At 66.9% G+C, this 15,275-nt stretch carries 16 protein-coding genes and 1 pseudogene; 7 read left to right on the forward strand and 10 right to left on the reverse strand.

Annotation, left to right across the window (positions count from 1 at the left end; translation table 11 throughout):
* On the reverse strand, positions 1 to 182 hold a 182-nt coding region (locus DIE13_RS33175; RefSeq protein WP_221622220.1), incomplete at its 3' end, for a hypothetical protein.
* A gap of 84 nt (positions 183 to 266) precedes the next feature.
* On the opposite strand from DIE13_RS33175, the gene DIE13_RS30015 reads away from it, so the two are divergent.
* Complete coding sequence (locus DIE13_RS30015; RefSeq protein WP_124830647.1) at positions 267 to 701, forward strand: GNAT family N-acetyltransferase; 435 nt, start codon at positions 267 to 269, stop codon at positions 699 to 701.
* 132 nt (positions 702 to 833) lie between these two features.
* Here the strand turns inward: DIE13_RS30015 and DIE13_RS30020 are convergent, their stop codons facing one another.
* Entirely contained in the window at positions 834 to 1,730 is an 897-nt protein-coding gene (locus tag DIE13_RS30020; protein WP_124830648.1) for a LysR family transcriptional regulator, read from the reverse strand.
* Between the two features lie 122 nt (positions 1,731 to 1,852).
* Here DIE13_RS30020 and tam point away from each other — a divergent pair, with 122 nt between their 5' ends.
* The gene (gene tam, locus DIE13_RS30025; protein WP_124830649.1) at positions 1,853 to 2,638 is read left to right on the forward strand and encodes a trans-aconitate 2-methyltransferase; all 786 of its coding nucleotides are present in this window, start codon (positions 1,853 to 1,855) and stop codon (positions 2,636 to 2,638) included.
* Positions 2,639 to 2,679: 41 nt separating this feature from the next.
* Here the strand turns inward: tam and DIE13_RS33725 are convergent.
* Positions 2,680 to 3,152, reverse strand: a pseudogene (locus tag DIE13_RS33725) (GNAT family N-acetyltransferase).
* Positions 3,153 to 3,622: 470 nt separating this feature from the next.
* On the opposite strand from DIE13_RS33725, the gene DIE13_RS30035 reads away from it, so the two are divergent.
* Positions 3,623 to 4,282 carry a M24 family metallopeptidase gene (locus tag DIE13_RS30035; protein WP_124830650.1) on the forward strand — a complete coding sequence of 220 codons (660 nt, stop codon included), beginning with the start codon at positions 3,623 to 3,625 and terminating at the stop codon, positions 4,280 to 4,282.
* A 60-nt stretch (positions 4,283 to 4,342) separates the two neighbouring features.
* On the opposite strand, the gene DIE13_RS30040 is transcribed toward DIE13_RS30035, so the two are convergent.
* The 4 genes from DIE13_RS30040 to DIE13_RS30055 all read right to left on the reverse strand — a co-directional run bounded on the left by DIE13_RS30040 (position 4,343) and on the right by DIE13_RS30055 (position 8,850).
* Complete coding sequence (locus DIE13_RS30040) at positions 4,343 to 6,793, reverse strand: phosphocholine-specific phospholipase C (protein WP_124830651.1); 2,451 nt, start codon at positions 6,791 to 6,793, stop codon at positions 4,343 to 4,345.
* 103 nt (positions 6,794 to 6,896) lie between these two features.
* Positions 6,897 to 7,034, reverse strand: a complete 138-nt coding sequence (locus DIE13_RS33595; RefSeq protein ID WP_233410071.1) for a hypothetical protein — start codon at positions 7,032 to 7,034, stop codon at positions 6,897 to 6,899.
* Positions 7,035 to 7,201: 167 nt separating this feature from the next.
* Positions 7,202 to 7,882: an HAD family hydrolase gene (locus DIE13_RS30050; RefSeq protein WP_124830652.1), complete on the reverse strand. Its 681-nt coding sequence runs from the start codon at positions 7,880 to 7,882 to the stop codon at positions 7,202 to 7,204.
* A 23-nt stretch (positions 7,883 to 7,905) separates the two neighbouring features.
* The gene (locus DIE13_RS30055) at positions 7,906 to 8,850 is read right to left on the reverse strand and encodes a choline ABC transporter substrate-binding protein (protein ID WP_124830653.1); all 945 of its coding nucleotides are present in this window, start codon (positions 8,848 to 8,850) and stop codon (positions 7,906 to 7,908) included.
* 271 nt (positions 8,851 to 9,121) lie between these two features.
* Between DIE13_RS30055 and DIE13_RS30060 the strand changes: the two genes are divergently transcribed.
* From DIE13_RS30060 to DIE13_RS30075, 4 genes are all read left to right on the forward strand, one after another.
* Positions 9,122 to 9,802, forward strand: coding sequence for an MgtC/SapB family protein (locus DIE13_RS30060; protein WP_124830654.1), 681 nt, complete (start codon positions 9,122 to 9,124; stop codon positions 9,800 to 9,802).
* Positions 9,803 to 9,845: 43 nt separating this feature from the next.
* Complete coding sequence (locus tag DIE13_RS30065) at positions 9,846 to 10,613, forward strand: DeoR/GlpR family DNA-binding transcription regulator (protein ID WP_124830655.1); 768 nt, start codon at positions 9,846 to 9,848, stop codon at positions 10,611 to 10,613.
* A gap of 104 nt (positions 10,614 to 10,717) precedes the next feature.
* Complete coding sequence (locus tag DIE13_RS30070) at positions 10,718 to 11,209, forward strand: molybdopterin-dependent oxidoreductase (RefSeq protein ID WP_124830656.1); 492 nt, start codon at positions 10,718 to 10,720, stop codon at positions 11,207 to 11,209.
* A gap of 105 nt (positions 11,210 to 11,314) precedes the next feature.
* Positions 11,315 to 11,638 carry a winged helix-turn-helix domain-containing protein gene (locus DIE13_RS30075; protein WP_124830682.1) on the forward strand — a complete coding sequence of 108 codons (324 nt, stop codon included), beginning with the start codon at positions 11,315 to 11,317 and terminating at the stop codon, positions 11,636 to 11,638.
* A 40-nt stretch (positions 11,639 to 11,678) separates the two neighbouring features.
* On the opposite strand, the gene DIE13_RS30080 is transcribed toward DIE13_RS30075, so the two are convergent.
* The 3 genes from DIE13_RS30080 to DIE13_RS30090 form a co-directional block, all read right to left on the reverse strand.
* Positions 11,679 to 13,022 carry a DUF2325 domain-containing protein gene (locus tag DIE13_RS30080; protein ID WP_124830657.1) on the reverse strand — a complete coding sequence of 448 codons (1,344 nt, stop codon included), beginning with the start codon at positions 13,020 to 13,022 and terminating at the stop codon, positions 11,679 to 11,681.
* A 109-nt stretch (positions 13,023 to 13,131) separates the two neighbouring features.
* Entirely contained in the window at positions 13,132 to 13,653 is a 522-nt protein-coding gene (locus DIE13_RS30085) for a hypothetical protein (protein WP_233410073.1), read from the reverse strand.
* Between the two features lie 119 nt (positions 13,654 to 13,772).
* Positions 13,773 to 15,254, reverse strand: a complete 1,482-nt coding sequence (locus DIE13_RS30090; RefSeq protein ID WP_124830658.1) for an aldehyde dehydrogenase family protein — start codon at positions 15,252 to 15,254, stop codon at positions 13,773 to 13,775.
* Positions 15,255 to 15,275: the final 21 nt, after the last annotated feature.

The following is a 15,275-nucleotide window of genomic DNA, read 5'->3' on the forward strand; positions in this document are numbered from 1 at the left end:
TCGGCGTGATCGTCGTGAACCAGGCGATGATCGCGCGCGAGCGGCGTCGGGTGGCCGACATGAAGGCGGCGTTCGCGACGGCCTGAGCGGGTGCGGCGGGTGTCGAAGCAGCGGGCGCGCGATGCGCCCGCCGTTTGCGCTTTTGTCATGAAGTGCGTCAGGAGTCTTTTGGCGCCCGTCAAGCTGCATGCAGACGCGCTATAGTCTTGCGACGCCCGTGATGGACGCTGTGCGCCCGACGGCCCGTTCTCGTACGCCTTGACTACATGACCGCACGTCCCGACGTTTCCTTCCAGCTGACCGATACCGAACAACCGGCCGCACGCGACTTCATCAGCAGCAAGCTCGGCGAATTCAACCACGCGATGACTGGGCGATCCGACACGGCGGCGCTCGACGTCTACGTGACCGATCCCGCGACCGGCGAGATATTGGGCGGCCTCACTGGCCGGACGTCGCTCGGGTTGTTCTTCATCGACCTTTTCTATCTGCCGGAATCGCTGCGCGGCGGCGGCTTCGGCAGCCGGCTGCTGGGCGAGGCCGAAGCGGAAGCGAAGCGGCGCGGATGCGCCCGTGCGGTGCTCTACACGATTACGTTCCAGGCGCCGGATTTCTACCGCAAGCATGGTTATGAGGCGTTCGGCGAAGTGCCATGCGAACCGGAAGGCACGGCGCGCGTGTTCATGGTCAAGACGTTGTGAGCGAGATTGCGCGGTGGTGGCAGGGCCCGCCTGCGACAGCCTCCTCCTCCTCCTCCTCCTCCTCCTGACGTCCACCGATGTCGTGCCACAGGGCAACGGAGCGTTCCGGAAGCATCCTCGCCGCATCCCCGATCAGCGCCCCGGCGCCGCGCGCTCCACGATCATGTCGTACAACGCCCGCGCCGCGGGCGACAACTGCGCGGTCTTGCGCGTCACCAGCACGAGCGTGCGCGATACCAACGGTTCGACGAGCGGGATCGCGCGGATCATCGGATACGCATTCTTCTGAATCGCGAGCTTCGGCACCACGGCCGCGCCGAGCCCTTCGGCGACGAGCCCGAGCGCGGTCGAACTGCGCTGCACCTCGTAGAACGAATGCAGCGACATGCCGCTCGTTTTCAGCGCACCTTCGAGCAAGCCGCGATTGCCGCTCACTTCGCCGGCGAAGATCAGCGGATGCGGCTGCAGCGCCGCCCAGCGAATCCGCCGCCGCTTAGCGAACGGATGATCGTCGCGGCACACGAGCACGTACGGGTCGTCGGTCAGCGACACGCTGACGAGTTCGGGGTGCCGATCGCCGGCGATGCCGATCCCGAATTCCGCTTCGCGGCGCAATACGGCCTGCAGCACCGACGCCGATGCGTGATCGAGGATCTTCACGCGATCGTGCGGCCGGCGTTCGGAGAACGCGCGCAGAATGCGGGGCAGGTATTGAACACCAACGGTCGGCACGCACGCGATCGTCACGTCGCCGCGCTGGCTCAGGCCCGTCTCGCGGATTTCGGTCAGTGCATCGGACAGCTCGTTCAGGAGCCGGCGCGCCTGCGGCAGGAAACGCCGGCCGATCTCGGTGAGCGCCGTGCGGCGCGTCGTGCGCTCGACCAGCGCGACGCCGAGAAACGCTTCGAGCTTGCGCAACCGTTGCGTGATGGCCGTTTGCGTGACGTGCAGCGCATCGGCTGCCTGCCTGAAGCTGCCGCCGTCGGCGATCGCGACGAAGGCTTGCACACCCAGCGTATCGATTTTCATCAGAATTTTGAATCAATAGCGATATTAAATTCATTTTACTGAAGATCATCGGCATCGCAGAATGCGTTGCATCGACGGCTGCCCGTATCCCGGCACCGTCCACGCCGACCCGGAGGAATATCATGACGACCCCACTCGACCCATACGCGAACCAGTACGTGCAATTCGAGCGCGAACGCACACGGCCGGTGCGCGATCTGCTGGCTGCCGTGCCGGACACGCCGATCCGCACCGCGATCGACATCGGCTGCGGGCCCGGCAACTCGACCGAGGCGCTGATCGCCCGCGCACCGGATGCGACGGTGCGCGGGATCGACGCGTCGCCGGACATGATCGCGGCCGCGCGCAAGCGCCTGCCTGCGCTGCGTTTCGATCTGGCCGATGTCGCCACGTGGGACGATCCGGGCGGCTACGACCTGATCCTGTCGAACGCGGTGCTGCAATGGGTGCCCGCGCACGACACGCTGTTTCCGTCGCTCGTCGGCCGGCTCACGCCGGGCGGCCATCTCGCGGTGCAGATGCCGGACAACCTCGATGAACCGGCACACCGGTTGATGCGCGACGTGGCCGCGGCCGGGCCATGGGCGGAGAAACTGAAGAAGGCGGCGCGCACCGAGCGGTTCGATGCCCGGTACTACTACGCGTTGCTGTCGCCGTTGTGTTCGCGGGTGGACGTGTGGCGCACGACGTACTACCACCCGCTGAGCGGCGGTGCCGATGCGGTCGTCGAATGGTTCAAGGGCAGCGCATTGCGGCCGTTCCTCGCGGCGCTGGACGAAGGCGAGCGCGATACGTTCGTCGCGCGCTACCGCGAAGCCGTCGCGGGGCCGAACGGTTATCCGGTGCTCGACGACGGCAGCGTGCTGCTGCCGTTTCCGCGCCTGTTCATCGTCGCGACGCGGAAGTGACCAACAGGTAATTCCGAAGCGGGGCGGCGGCCGAAACCCGGTCAGGCTGGCGGCCGCACCGATTCCGGGGCGACCGTCGGGCTTGTCGCGCTCTGCCCGTCGCGCAGGTCCTTGCGCCAGAAGAGGGCGACTTCGCTGTCGTTCGCGCCGTCGCCGTACAGGAAGCGGTCGTGCCCGCCCACCACGAAACGCGCTCGGGCATATGTGTAGCAGGCCGCGACGTTGTTCGCCTGCGTCTCCAGCCGCATGAAGCCGAACCCGCGGCTGCGCGCCCACGCTCCCGCCGAGGCCGGCAGGAACCGGCTGATACCTTGCCGCCGGCTGCGTTGCACGCCCCGCCGGTCGGGTCGAAGCCGTAGTCCTCGCGCTGCACGGGCAGCGCGCGCAGATCGAGCAGATCCTGGTACGGCGCATTCAGCTCCCCCGCGATCTCGAACGAGACGTCGCACGCGTTCAGTTCGTCGGGGGGAAGGTCTGTCACCTGTTCGATGCTGATGTGCCCGGCTCGGTCCATGTGTCGGTGTCCTGTCTTCGGCAGGATTGTCTGGTATCCCCCGGGGGCGGGCGCCGCCGTCGTGCGGCCAGCCTCGCTTCCCGTTCCCGTTTCGGATTGCCGCGCTTGCACGATGCGTTCGTCGCGGCGCCGTTCAATGCCCGATCATGCGGGATGTCGGCGCATACCCGGCCGCGCTCGGCGGCCGCCACTGGATCGCCGCTGCCGGGCATGCCGGCATGCCGTGCGGCGCCTGTGGAGGCAAGGCGACAGAAGCCCGAACCATTGTCTACCACTTGCAGCACGGACGTCGCCGAGGCCGCCGATGTCCGCAAAGCGGGCGCTCCAGTGCGGAGCGCCCGTTTCGCTGTGACGGCACGCAACTCCGCAACCAGACGACGCATCGGCGCGGAACACGATATATTCGATTGTGCATATCGAAACGATATTCGAACGCACCGACCCACATTCATCAGCACGGGAGCACCATTGTGAATTCGACGCACCGGGAAGCCGTCGGCGAAGCTTTTTCGCTCGATGCGATGCAGCATGCAAGAACCATGACGTGGCAGGCCGTCGACGCGATCGCGGCCGGTATCCGGCCCGGCATGCGGGAATCGGAGGCCAACGCGCTCGGGCTGCGCGTGCTCGAGGAACTCGGGATGGACCGTATCTGGCATCCGATCCTCGTGCGCTTCGGCGAGAACACGCTGCGCACGTTCAAGGAACGCTCGGTCGACGATCCGGTACTCGCGGCCGACGACATTTTCTTCATCGACCTCGGCGCCGTGTGGAACAAGCACGAGGGCGACGCGGGCGCGACCTTCGTCTGCGGCGACGATCCGGACATGCGGGCCTGCGCGCAGGCCGCACGCGTCATTTACGACGAAGTCGAGCACCACTGGCGCAGCACCGGATGCGCGGGCATCGCGCTGTACGAATTCGCGGCGCAGCGCGCCGACGCGCACGGCTTCCGGTTGAACGTCGACATCAAGGGCCATCGCGTCAGCGATTTCCCGCACGCGATCTACAAGGCCGGCAATCTCGGCGATTTCGACGGCGCGCCCGCTGCCGGGCTGTGGATCCTGGAAGTCCAGATCGCGCATCCGACGCGCCCGTTCGGCGCGTTCCACGAAGACCTGCTCGTATAAGCGTGAGCAGGCCGCCGGGCGACGCGCCGCTAACGCGCGTCGCCCGGCGCGCAGCGCACCTCAGATGCCGATCGCGACGGGGCCCGCCAGCGGCGTATAACCGTCGTCGAACAGGAACCACGCATCGTACTGGCCCGACGCCAGCGAGCTGTTGGCGGTCGACGAGAACAGCAGCGAGCCGGTGCTCTTCGGCAGATATGCCCACGACTTGTAGCCGCCCTTGGCCGGCTGCGCGCCGCGTGCATAGATGCCGACCCAGTTCTTCGGGCTGTGGCGCCACGGCGGCACGACGTAATCGAAGCGCAGCGTGCCGTACGACGCCCCCTGCGACGACAGCACCGGGACGAACTTCCCGTTCGTATTGCCGATCGCCGGATCGGTCAGCAGCGCGCCGGATTGCGCCTGCACGCAGCCGGCCACGCGACGCAGGAAGTTCGGATCGTTCGCGTCGCGGATGCTCGCGTCGTACCAGCCGGCGTCGCCGTACCACGTGACGGCCCGCGTCGCGCCGGCCGGCACGCTGACCGACTGCGCGGCGTTCATTCCGTACGCGTTGTCGACGAGCTGGAACGTCGTCGCGCTCGAGCCTGCGGTATTGTCGAGCGTGATCTGTACGTTGCCGTTCCGCACGTCGTAGCAGAGGCTCACTTCGGCCGGCGATCCCGTATTTCCCGACGCGCCGATGCTGCCGCGGAAGGTCTGCAGGAAGCCGTTCGGGCCGTAGACCGAATAGTCGTAGCCGCCGGTCGAGTTCAGCGCGAGCGCATCCGACAGGTTCGTGCATGCGGTCGCGCCGGCGCCGATCGTGTATTGGCGCGGAATCGTGCTGGTGCCGTCGACCCAAGCCTGCAGATGCACGCCTGCCGTGCCGGTGTTGGTCATCGTGAGCGAGAGCGTCTTGCCGGACCGGTTGACCTTGCCCTGCACGAAGAACTCGTACGGCAGCCGGCATGCGGCGTTGCGGCCGACTGCCTGGGCGGGCACCGCGGTGGTGGTGGCCGGCGGGATGATGACCGTCGAGCCGTTCGGGTTCATGTTGCTGGCCGGGCTCGGGATCGCCGGAATCGTCTGGTCGGGGTTCGCGAAGTCGAACGCCGACGTGAGATCGCCGCACACGGTGCGCCGCCACGGCGTGATGTTCGTTTCCTGCAGCCCGAAGCGCGCTTCCAGAAAGCGGATCACCGACGTGTGATCGAAGACCTGCGAGTTGACCTTGCCGCCTTTCGACCAGGGCGAGATCACGAACATCGGCACGCGCGGGCCGAGACCGATCGGCACGTCGCCGCTCGCCGAGCCGTCGGACGCGGCGCCGCTGCTGCCGACGAATTCCGCCGCCGTCGACACCGTCGACTGGCCGGTGCCCGCATACGCACTCGACGGCACGGCCGGCGGCACGTGATCGAACAACCCGTCGTTCTCGTCGTACATCACGAGCAGCACCGTGCTGGCCCATACCTTCGGGTTCGACGTGAGCGCATTGAGCACGTTGCTCACGTACCATTCGCCGCCGCTCGCGGCCCACGACGGATGCTCGCAGTACGCGTACGGCGCGGCGATCCACGATACCTGCGGCAGCGTGTCGTTCGCGACGTCGGCCTGCAACTGGCTGAAGAGACGCGTGTCGTATTCGGTGCCGCCGCCGCTCGGGTCGATCTGCGTGCCGTTCAGCGCGGGCGCGAGCGGATCGTTCGCGCCGAGATTCTGGTATTGCCTGAAGTTGAGAATCACGTTGTCGCCGTAATTCCCGTTCCACCAGAGATCCTTGCTCGAGCTGTTGTATTCGCCGTAGCCGTGGCCCGAATCCAGCCCGTTGCCCTTGTCCTGGTAGAACTTCCACGTGACGCCGGCCGCGTTCAGCCGTTCCGGCATCGTGGTCCAGCCGGTGCCGGTCATCGTGTTGGTGGTGTACGGCGCATAGCCGGGCACGTTGCCGCAGCAGCCGGTCCACAGATACAGGCGGTTCGGGTCCGTCGGGCCGAGCATCGAGCAGTGGTAGCCGTCGCACACGGTGAACGCGCTCGCCAGCGCGTAATAGAACGGGATGTCGTTCTGCGTGAAGTGGTACATCGTGCCGCTGGTTTTGGCGTCGGCCCAGTTGTCGTAGCGGCCGTTGTTCCATGCGCTGTGCGTGCCGCTCCAGCTGTGGTCGAGGTCGCCGTAGTAGGTGTCGCCGTTCGCGACGCCGGCCGGCGACGACGGGTTGAACGGGAACGCGTAGGACAGCAGCCACGGCTGGCGCCAGACCGGGTAGCCGCTCGAAATCACGACCGGGCGCGGGTCGCCGAAGCCGCGCGCGCTGCGCAGCGTGCCGAGGTAGTGGTCGAACGACCGGTTTTCCTGCATCAGGATCACGACGTGCTTTACGTCCTGAAGGGTGCCGGTGATGGTGGCCGCCGGGATCGACTGCGCGCGCAGGATGCTTTCGGGCAGCATGCCGGTGACCGCGGTGGCGCCCGCGAGCTTCAGCGCATCGGCGAGGAACTGACGTCGTGTTGTGGATTTGTCTAGCATGATCGCTCTCTGTCGTGAGTGGCCGCTCGGACCGGCCGGGCACCGCCGCGCGTCGTGCGCGGCACATTGCGACGACCGTCGTGCGGACGTGGGCGTCGGTCCGTCAGTGGCATGCGCTGGCGCAGTGCAGGACCGGCACGGCGGCCGGGCTCGACACCGACGCGCGGTTCGCGGCGGGATTGCCGGGGGCGCCTGAGTCGCCGTCGCCGCAACCGGCGAGCGTGCAAATGAGCGCGATCATGAAAACACCGGGCCAGTGCGGAAGGCGGTGTTCCGCACGTGGCAGTGGTGCGGTACTGCACCGGCCCGATTCGAGTCGGATTCCTGAATGTTTGTAAGTCGTCGTGCCTGTTCCTGATTTCATCGCCCCTCCTGACATGAAATGAACAGCCGAGAATATCGCCCGAATCAGAACAACTTCATGACAGGCCATCCGCGCGTGCCGGCGACATCCGACAGCCGGGCATCGGGATTGGTCGCGACCGGATGCGTGACGTAGTCCAGCAACGGCACGTCGTTGATCGAGTCGCTGTAGAAGTAGGTCCGCTCGAAATCCGACGGCGTGTAGCCGAGCGAATTCAGCCATTCGGTGGTGCGTACGATCTTCCCTTCGCGAAAGCTCGGCACGCCGGTGCTGCGCCCGGTGAACTGCCCGCCGGGCGTGCCGTCGTCGGTATCGAGCTCGATGCCGAGCAGATGCTCGATCCCGAACTCGGCAGCGATCGGCCCCGTCACGAACACGTTGGTCGCGGTAACGATGCAGCAGAGATCGCCGTTCTCGCGATGGCGATCGACCAGCGCGCGCGCCTGCGGCGTGATGGCCGGCCGGATCACCTCGTCCATGAACTGCGCGTGCCAGTGCGCGAGCTGCTCCCGCGGATAGCGGGCGAGCGGCGCGAGCGTCACGGCCAGATACGCGTCCATGTCGAGCGTGCCGGCCGCATAGTGGCCGTAGTGCTCGTCGATCAGTGCGGCGTGCTCGCCGTCCTCCCGCCAGCCGACCCGGGTGATGAAGCGGCCCCAGGCCTGATCGCTGTCGAGCGGCAGCAGTGTGTGATCGAGATCGAACAGCGCCAGATGCTTGTGCATGTGAAAGTCCCTGTATTGCGTGCTTACGCGCCGATCAGCTTGTCGATCGCGTCCTTGGCGTTCTTTCCGTCGATGGTCGTGACACCGTCGAGCCACTTCGACAGCACGCCGGGGTTCTTCTTCACCCAGTCCTTCGCGACCGCGACCGGATCCGCGTGGTTCATGATCGGCACCATCAGCTGGTTTTCCTCGTCGGTCGTGAACTTCAGGTTGGTCAGCAGCCGGCCGACGTTCGGGCAGTGTTCGAGGTAGCCCGGCGTGACCACCGTGTAGACCTTCGCCGATCCGTAGTTCGGGCCGAACACGTTGTCGCCGCCTTCCAGATAGGAAATCCTGTAGTTGATGTTCATCGGATGCGGCTCCCACGCGAGGAACACGATCATCCGGTGCTCCTGCACGGCGCGTGTGACCTGGACCAGCATCCCGGCCTCGCTCGATTCGACGAGCTTGAAGCCGCCCAGGCCGAATTCGTTCTTGTCGATCATCCGCTGAATCAGCGCGTTGCCGTTGTTGCCGGCGCCGATTCCGTAGATCTTGCCGTCGAGCTGGTCGCGGAATTTGGCGATGTCGGCGAAGCTCTTCAGGCCCTTGTCCGATGCGTATTGCGGCACGGCCAGCGTGTAGCGCGCGCCGACCAGGTTCGGCTGCGGCAACAGGTGCACGGCGCCGGCATCGACGAACGGCTTCACCGTCGGTGTCATGCTCGGATCCCAGTAGCCGAGAAACGCGTCGATCTGCGCTTTCTTCACGCCGGCCAGCACGATCGGCGGCGACGCGATCGTCTTGCTGGCTTCGTAGCCGAGCCCGTCGAGCAGCATCATCGCGACACCGGTGGTGGCTGCGATGTCGCTCCATCCCACATCGCCGAGCGTCACCTTCTTGCAGACGTCGCCTTCAGACGCGTGAGCGGGGGCCGTCGCGATCGACGCGACCAGCGTTGCAGCCAGCATCCATACCTTTTTCGTCATGTTGGTCTCCTAAGCAAGTATTCCGGATCGTGTTGCGTAGTGGGTCCGACAGGTTCCGACGGTCGATCGTATTGATCGGATGAAACAAACGCATCCGGGGCTAGCCGTGTCGTGTTTCGTACCGTATATTAGAACGCACAAAATCGCAAGTTCGCACAAAAATACAACTTGCGATGAATCCGGATCGTCAGGAAACCGAAAGCAGGCGAAGTCGTGCGGCACACCGCGCGGCCCGCGCTTCATCAAGTTGGGTAACGTAAGGAGACTTCGAATGATCAGTCAGATGGAAATCATTTCCCGGCTGCTGCTGGCCGCATTGCTCGGCAGCATCATCGGCATCGAGCGCGAGCGGCTGTCGTGGGCGGCCGGGCTGCGCACGCACATGCTGGTGGCCGTCGGCGCTGCGCTTGTGATGGTGGTGTCTGCATTCGGCTTCGCGGACATCCAGAACGCGAAGAACGTGTCGCTCGATCCGTCGCGGGTCGCCGCACAGGTCGTGTCGGGCATCGGCTTTCTCGGCGCCGGGTCGATCATGCTGCGCGGCGAGATCATCCGCGGCCTGACGACCGCGGCGAGCCTGTGGGTCGTGGCGGCGGTCGGACTCGCGGTGGGCGGCGGGATGTACGTTGCCGCGATCGCCGCGACGGCGATCGTGCTGGCGATCCTCGCGGGCCTGAAGCCGATCGAGAAGCGCTTTTTCGCCACGCGGCAGCGCTGGGGCGTGCGCATCCTCGCGAGCCGTGGCGCGGTGAAGCTGACGTCGTTGCAGGCGATGCCCGGGATCGACCAGGCGCGCATCGTCCAGTTCATCATCGAGCAGGACGACGTGACGCCGGATGACGATCGGATCCACGTGGTGTTTTCGAAGATGACGAACAGCGAGTTCCAGGCGGTCCGTCAATCCCTGCAGACCCTCGTCGGCATCAAAAAGATGGAGGAAAGCGCCGCATAGACCCGGTTCGAATAACATTGACGTTCATTTCCGAGGACATTTCATGTGGCAAGAAGAGCGATATCAGAGGATCCGGCTTCTGTTATCGAAGATGCAGCGCGTTTCCACCGACCGGATCATGGCCGACCTGAACGTGTCGCGGGAAACCGTGCGTCGCGATCTCGTCGATCTCGAGGCGATGGGGGAGCTGAAGCGCGTGCACGGCGGCGCGGTGCAGGTGGGCGACGAAGCGCCGATCGCCGAGCGTGCGCAAACGCACGTGAAGGCGAAGCTCGCGATCGCGCGCGCCGCGGCCCGGCTCGTCACCGGCTCGCAGACGCTCTTCATCGACGCGGGCACGACCACCACGCTGCTGGCCGAGGAACTGTCGAAGCTGTCCGGTCTCACGATCGTCACGAATTCGATCGACGTCGCGCTGAAGATGCGCTCGAGCGACCCCGGGCAAGCGAAGAACGAGACGATCCTGCTCGGCGGGATGATCGGCAGCCGCGCGGCCGCGACGGTCGGCGACGGGACGATCGCCGAGATCTTCCGCTACCGGGCCGATCTCGCGTTGCTGTCACCGGTCGGCGTCGATCACGTGCGCGGCGCGACGAACTACGACCGGATGGAAACGGAAGTCGCGCGCGCGATGGTGACCAACGCGTCGAACGTCGCGATCCTCGCCGATTTCAGCAAGCTTGGCACGACGAGCCGGATCGGCTTTTGCGAACCCGCGCGGATCGGCACGCTGGTGACGGACCAGAAGGCGGAGTCGGTCGACAGCTACAAGAACCTCAGGAAGGCCATCAGGCAGATCGTGCTGTCGTGATCCAGTGCCGTTATCCCGCCTGTGCGGCACGCATTCTGCCGCGCGGCCGTTTCCCGGCGTAATATATTCGTCGATACAACGATGGCGCCGCCCGGCGGCGGGCGATGGAGATGGCTGGCACGACGGTGCCTTCGGCGCATGAGGCGGCGGCGGGTTCGATCGCGCTGGCCGGCGCATTCGAGCGGCCAATGACGGTCGCGCTCGACGACTTGCGGCGCCACGTGTGCGTGAGCGCCGAGCCGTTCGACCTGCGTTGCTTCACGACGAACCGTTTCATCCGCTCCGTGGAGCCGTATCGCGGCGCGCGGCTGAAAGACCTGATCGAGGCGGCCGGGCTGCGCAACGACATGCCGGGCGACTTCAAACGCATGGTGTTCATCGCGTATGCGCACGACGGCTACGCGGTCACGTTTTCCTGGCACGAGCTGTTCAACACGCCAGTCGGCGAACGCGTGATCGTCGCGTTCGAGTGCGGCGACACACCACTGTCGATCGACGACGGTGCGCCGCTGTTGTTTTCCGGTGCGGACGTCATGCCCGCGCCGCGTCACGTGAAGCGGCTGGCGGGCATCGTCGCGCGTGTGATGGAGCTCTGAGCCGGCGCTGCGCCGGGCCTGCCTTCGTGTATGCTTGGCCGCATCGTTCAACCGGCGGAAAACATGAAGACTTCGGCACATCCCAAGCCAGCGGTGCGGTTCAGAATGCGCATCCAGCAGGGCGACACGATCGCGCTCGGGCCTGGCAAGGTTGCGCTGCTCGAGGCCGTGCGCGAGCACGGGTCGATTTCGGCGGCGGCGCGCAGTCTGGAGATGTCGTACCGGCGCGCGTGGCTGCTGATGGACGAGCTGAACCGGTCGCTGAAGTCGCCTGCGACGGTGTCCGAACACGGTGGACAGAGCGGTGGCGGCAGCGTGCTCACACCGGTCGGCGAAGAGATCATCCGGCTCTATCGCGAGATCGAGGAGCGTGCTTACGCGGCCTGCGCGGACGAAATCACCGCGCTGACGAAGATGGTGCGCCGCTGAGGATTGCGCGATCGCGCTGTCGGGCGGTGCAGCCGGCGGCCTAGCCGTGCCGCAGGCAGAAGCGCGACGCTTCGCCCGCCTGCGCATCCGGCGGCATGAGCTCGCGCGCATGCGCATCGAGCCGCCCGATCAATTCGACGAAACTGGCGACGCTCGCGGTTCGTAGCGGGTAATACGCGATCTGGTGACGCTCGCACATCCGCTTGAGCAGGTTCACCGAATCGTGGTCGATGCAGTCGACCGGAAACACGACGAGGTTCGCACCCGGCAGCGCCGCGGCCAGCAGACCCTTGCGGTCCTCGATGCCGCCGTCGTGCAACGTCATGTCACCGCCCGCCGTTTCGACGATCCGCCGGATCGCACGATTCGAGCCGGGCCGGCCGCCGACATAGACGACACGCTTGTGTCGCAGGATCGACAGCGATTCCGCGACGGGGGCGGCCGGATCGTCTGTCGACGCCTGCACGGCCTGTTCGATCGCGCTCGCTTCGGCGCGCAACGTTTTTACCATCGCCATCAGGTCGTCGAGCCGCGCGCGCATCGCGCGGGCGCTCGCCTGCTCTGCGGCGATCCGCTGTTCCGCCGCCTCTCGGCGGCTCGTGTGCAGCGCAAGACGTTCGTCGCGCGCGGCCAGTGCGTCGCGCAACTCGCGCACTTCGTTGCGCAACGCGCTTTCGGCACTCATCGGCTGCGCGCTCTCGCGTGCGCGGCACGCATCCAGTTCGTTCAGCGCAGCGTCGCGCTCGACGCTCATCTCGTGCAGGCGCGCCTGCTGCCGTTCGATCTTCGCGTGCAGCGCCGCATGCTCTTCCTCGAACGCGACCAGCCGGCGGATATCCGCGCGATTCGCCGCGCCGACTAGATGCGACAGCATGTGCAGGTCGCCGAACGCGGCCTGGCGCACGGTCATCGTCGTGCGCGGATGCGTCATCAGCGCCCAGTACGCGGGCGGGATGTCGCCGCTTTTCAGTGCGTCCTGCCACAGCGCGAGGAGTGCGTCCGCATCCTTTGCCTTGTCGAACGCACGGATTGCGCCCGCGTAGCGCTCGTCGAGCGCCTTGTGCAACGCCTTGCCGCCGGCCGCGCCCTCGATCGCGAGCTCGACGGCCGCGTGGTGGATTTCCAGGTCGGTGGCGTGCCGACGGTCCAGATCAGTGAATTTCGGCACGAGCTTGCGCAGTTCGTGCGTGGTCAGGCAGGTGCCGATGATCGAGCAGTGCAGGTTCGAATCGAGCTCGGACAGGCGCGTGCGGCGCTTCAGTTCGGCTTGTTGCGCACGGGACGGCGCGCAGCAGGCGTCGATCCGCCCCGCGTCGTTGGGCGAAGCGCCGCCGGACGACGGCAGACCCGCCGTGCGGGCCAGGCGAAAGGGCGGAGCGTGCATGTGAACCTCGATCCCGGCCCGGTGGGCCGGAGACGGATGCGCGAAAGATTGGCGAAATATACCACGGAATATAACGAACGAAATTCCGGGGAAACGCCGCGTTCGCCGCTCAGCAAGGCTCTGCGGATTCGCGGTGCGATGCGTGGCGGGTGCCGGGCGACGGCTGCTGCATATGGCGTTCCATCACGTGTTCGACGCACAGTCCGACCAGCAGCACGTCGACGCGCTCCAGCGCGGCCACCGCGTTGCGCATCGCGGCCGGGTCGTTGCTGAACGCGTCGGAGAACACGTCGTCGCGGGTGCGCTCGAGGCTGCGGGCCTGCCCGATCGCCCGTTCGAGGGCAGGCACGCGCGTGAAGCACGCTGCGCGCGCGTCGCTTTCGAGCATCGCCAACAGTTCGCGCAGGCTCAGCGCGGACAGCGTTTCGTCCGTCGCAGCCGAGAACAGCCGGATGAAGCGCATGACGCTGCCGCGCAGGCGCCGGAATGCGTCGACGACGTCCGTGACTTGCTGTGCGCGTCCGTCGTTCGACAACGGTCTGAGCGCGCTGATGCTGCGCGTCAGGGTCGGCGCGGGCGCGTGGGCGCGTGCGGCGCGCAACGGGGCGCGATCCGTCGGCGGGCGGGGCATGGCGGTTCTCCGGTAGTGCTGATGTCGATATATTTTACAGAATATATCGATGGCGCAAAAAAAGGCGGCGCCGCCCCTGCCGGGCGCGGCGCCGCCAGTGGCCTGAAAGGCCGCCCTGGTCAACCGATCGCGCGCATCGCGTGGCGCAGTTCCTGATAGCTGCGCAGGCCCGTGACGCCGAGCTCGCGGCCGATCCCGCTCAACCCGAAGCCGCCCCAGCACACGTGCGGATAGATGAGCTGCGGTGCGTTGATCCACACGAGCCCGGCGCGCACGCGCGCCTGGAACTGGTTCGCGACGTCCGCGTCTTGCGTGACGATCGTTGCGACGAGCCCGTAGCGCGTGTCGTTCGCGAGCGCGATCGCCTCGTCGTCGGTGCGGAACGACTTCACGCACGCGACCGGGCCGAACACCTCGTCGGTCCACAGCAGGTTGTCGGCGGCCGGTTCCGCGATCACGACGGGCGCCATGAAGAAGCCGTCGCCGCCGCCATCGGCCACGCGGCCGCTGAACGCGACGCGCGCGCCCGCTGCGATGCCGCGTTCGAGCATCGCGTCGACACGGGTGCGCTGCGCGGCCGAGATCATCGGACCCATCGCGACCTGTTCGGTGCCGGGCGGCGCGACGACGAGCGCGCGCACGGCCGTCTCGAACGCGGCCATGAAGCTGCGATAGATGCTGTCGTGCACGAGGATGCGCGCGGTGGCCGAGCACATCTGGCCCGCGTTGGTGAATGCGCCCGCGACGGCGAGCGACACCGCGACGTCGAGATCGGCGTCGTCGCGCACGATCAGCGACGACTTGCCGCCGAGTTCGAGCGTCACGCGCTTCATGTCGTCGGCCGCGGCCTGCATGACCTTGCGGCCGGCGGCCGTGCTGCCGGTAAACGAGATCTTGTCGATCAGCGTATGCGCGCTCAGTGCCGCGCCGACGTCGGCGCCGCCGTTCACGACGTTGACGACGCCGTCCGGCACGCCGGCTTCGGCGATCAGGTCGATCAGCGCGTGCTCGGCCGGCGACGTCAGCTCGGACGGCTTCAGCACGACCGTGCAGCCCGCCGCGAGCGCAGGCGCGAGCTTCCACGCGGTCGTGACCATCGGGAAGTTCCACGGCATGATCAGGGCGGCGACGCCGACCGCGTCGTGGAAGCGCTCGGCCTCGACGGCGTCGCTCGGCAGCGCGACCGGCTCGGCGGCGAACAGCGCCGGGTCGTCGCACAGCTGCGCGTAATACGCGAACGTCGCGACGACGTCGCCGACGTCGGCGTCGGCTTCGAACGGCGGCTTGCCGCTCACCTGCATCTGCAGCGCCGCGAGGCGCTCGCGGTCGGCTTCGACGCGCTCGGCGATCTTCGCGAGCAGGCGGCCGCGCTCGGCGGGCGGCGTGTCGCGCCAGCCGGCGAACGCGTCATGCGCGGCGCGAACCGCGGCGTCGACGTGCGCGGCCGTCGCGAACTCCTGCCAGCCGATCGTCTCGCCGGTCGACGCGTTGAAGATCGGCGCACCGGCCTCGTCGGAATGCGTGCGCACGGGCCGGCCGGCGATGTGCGCGGCGGGCAGCACGCGCGTCGTGGCGGAAGGGAAAAGCTCAGCGGTGGACATGACGGTTTTCCTGTCGGTCGG

Source organism: Burkholderia sp. Bp9016 (assembly GCF_003857765.1).
GTDB lineage: Bacteria > Pseudomonadota > Gammaproteobacteria > Burkholderiales > Burkholderiaceae > Burkholderia.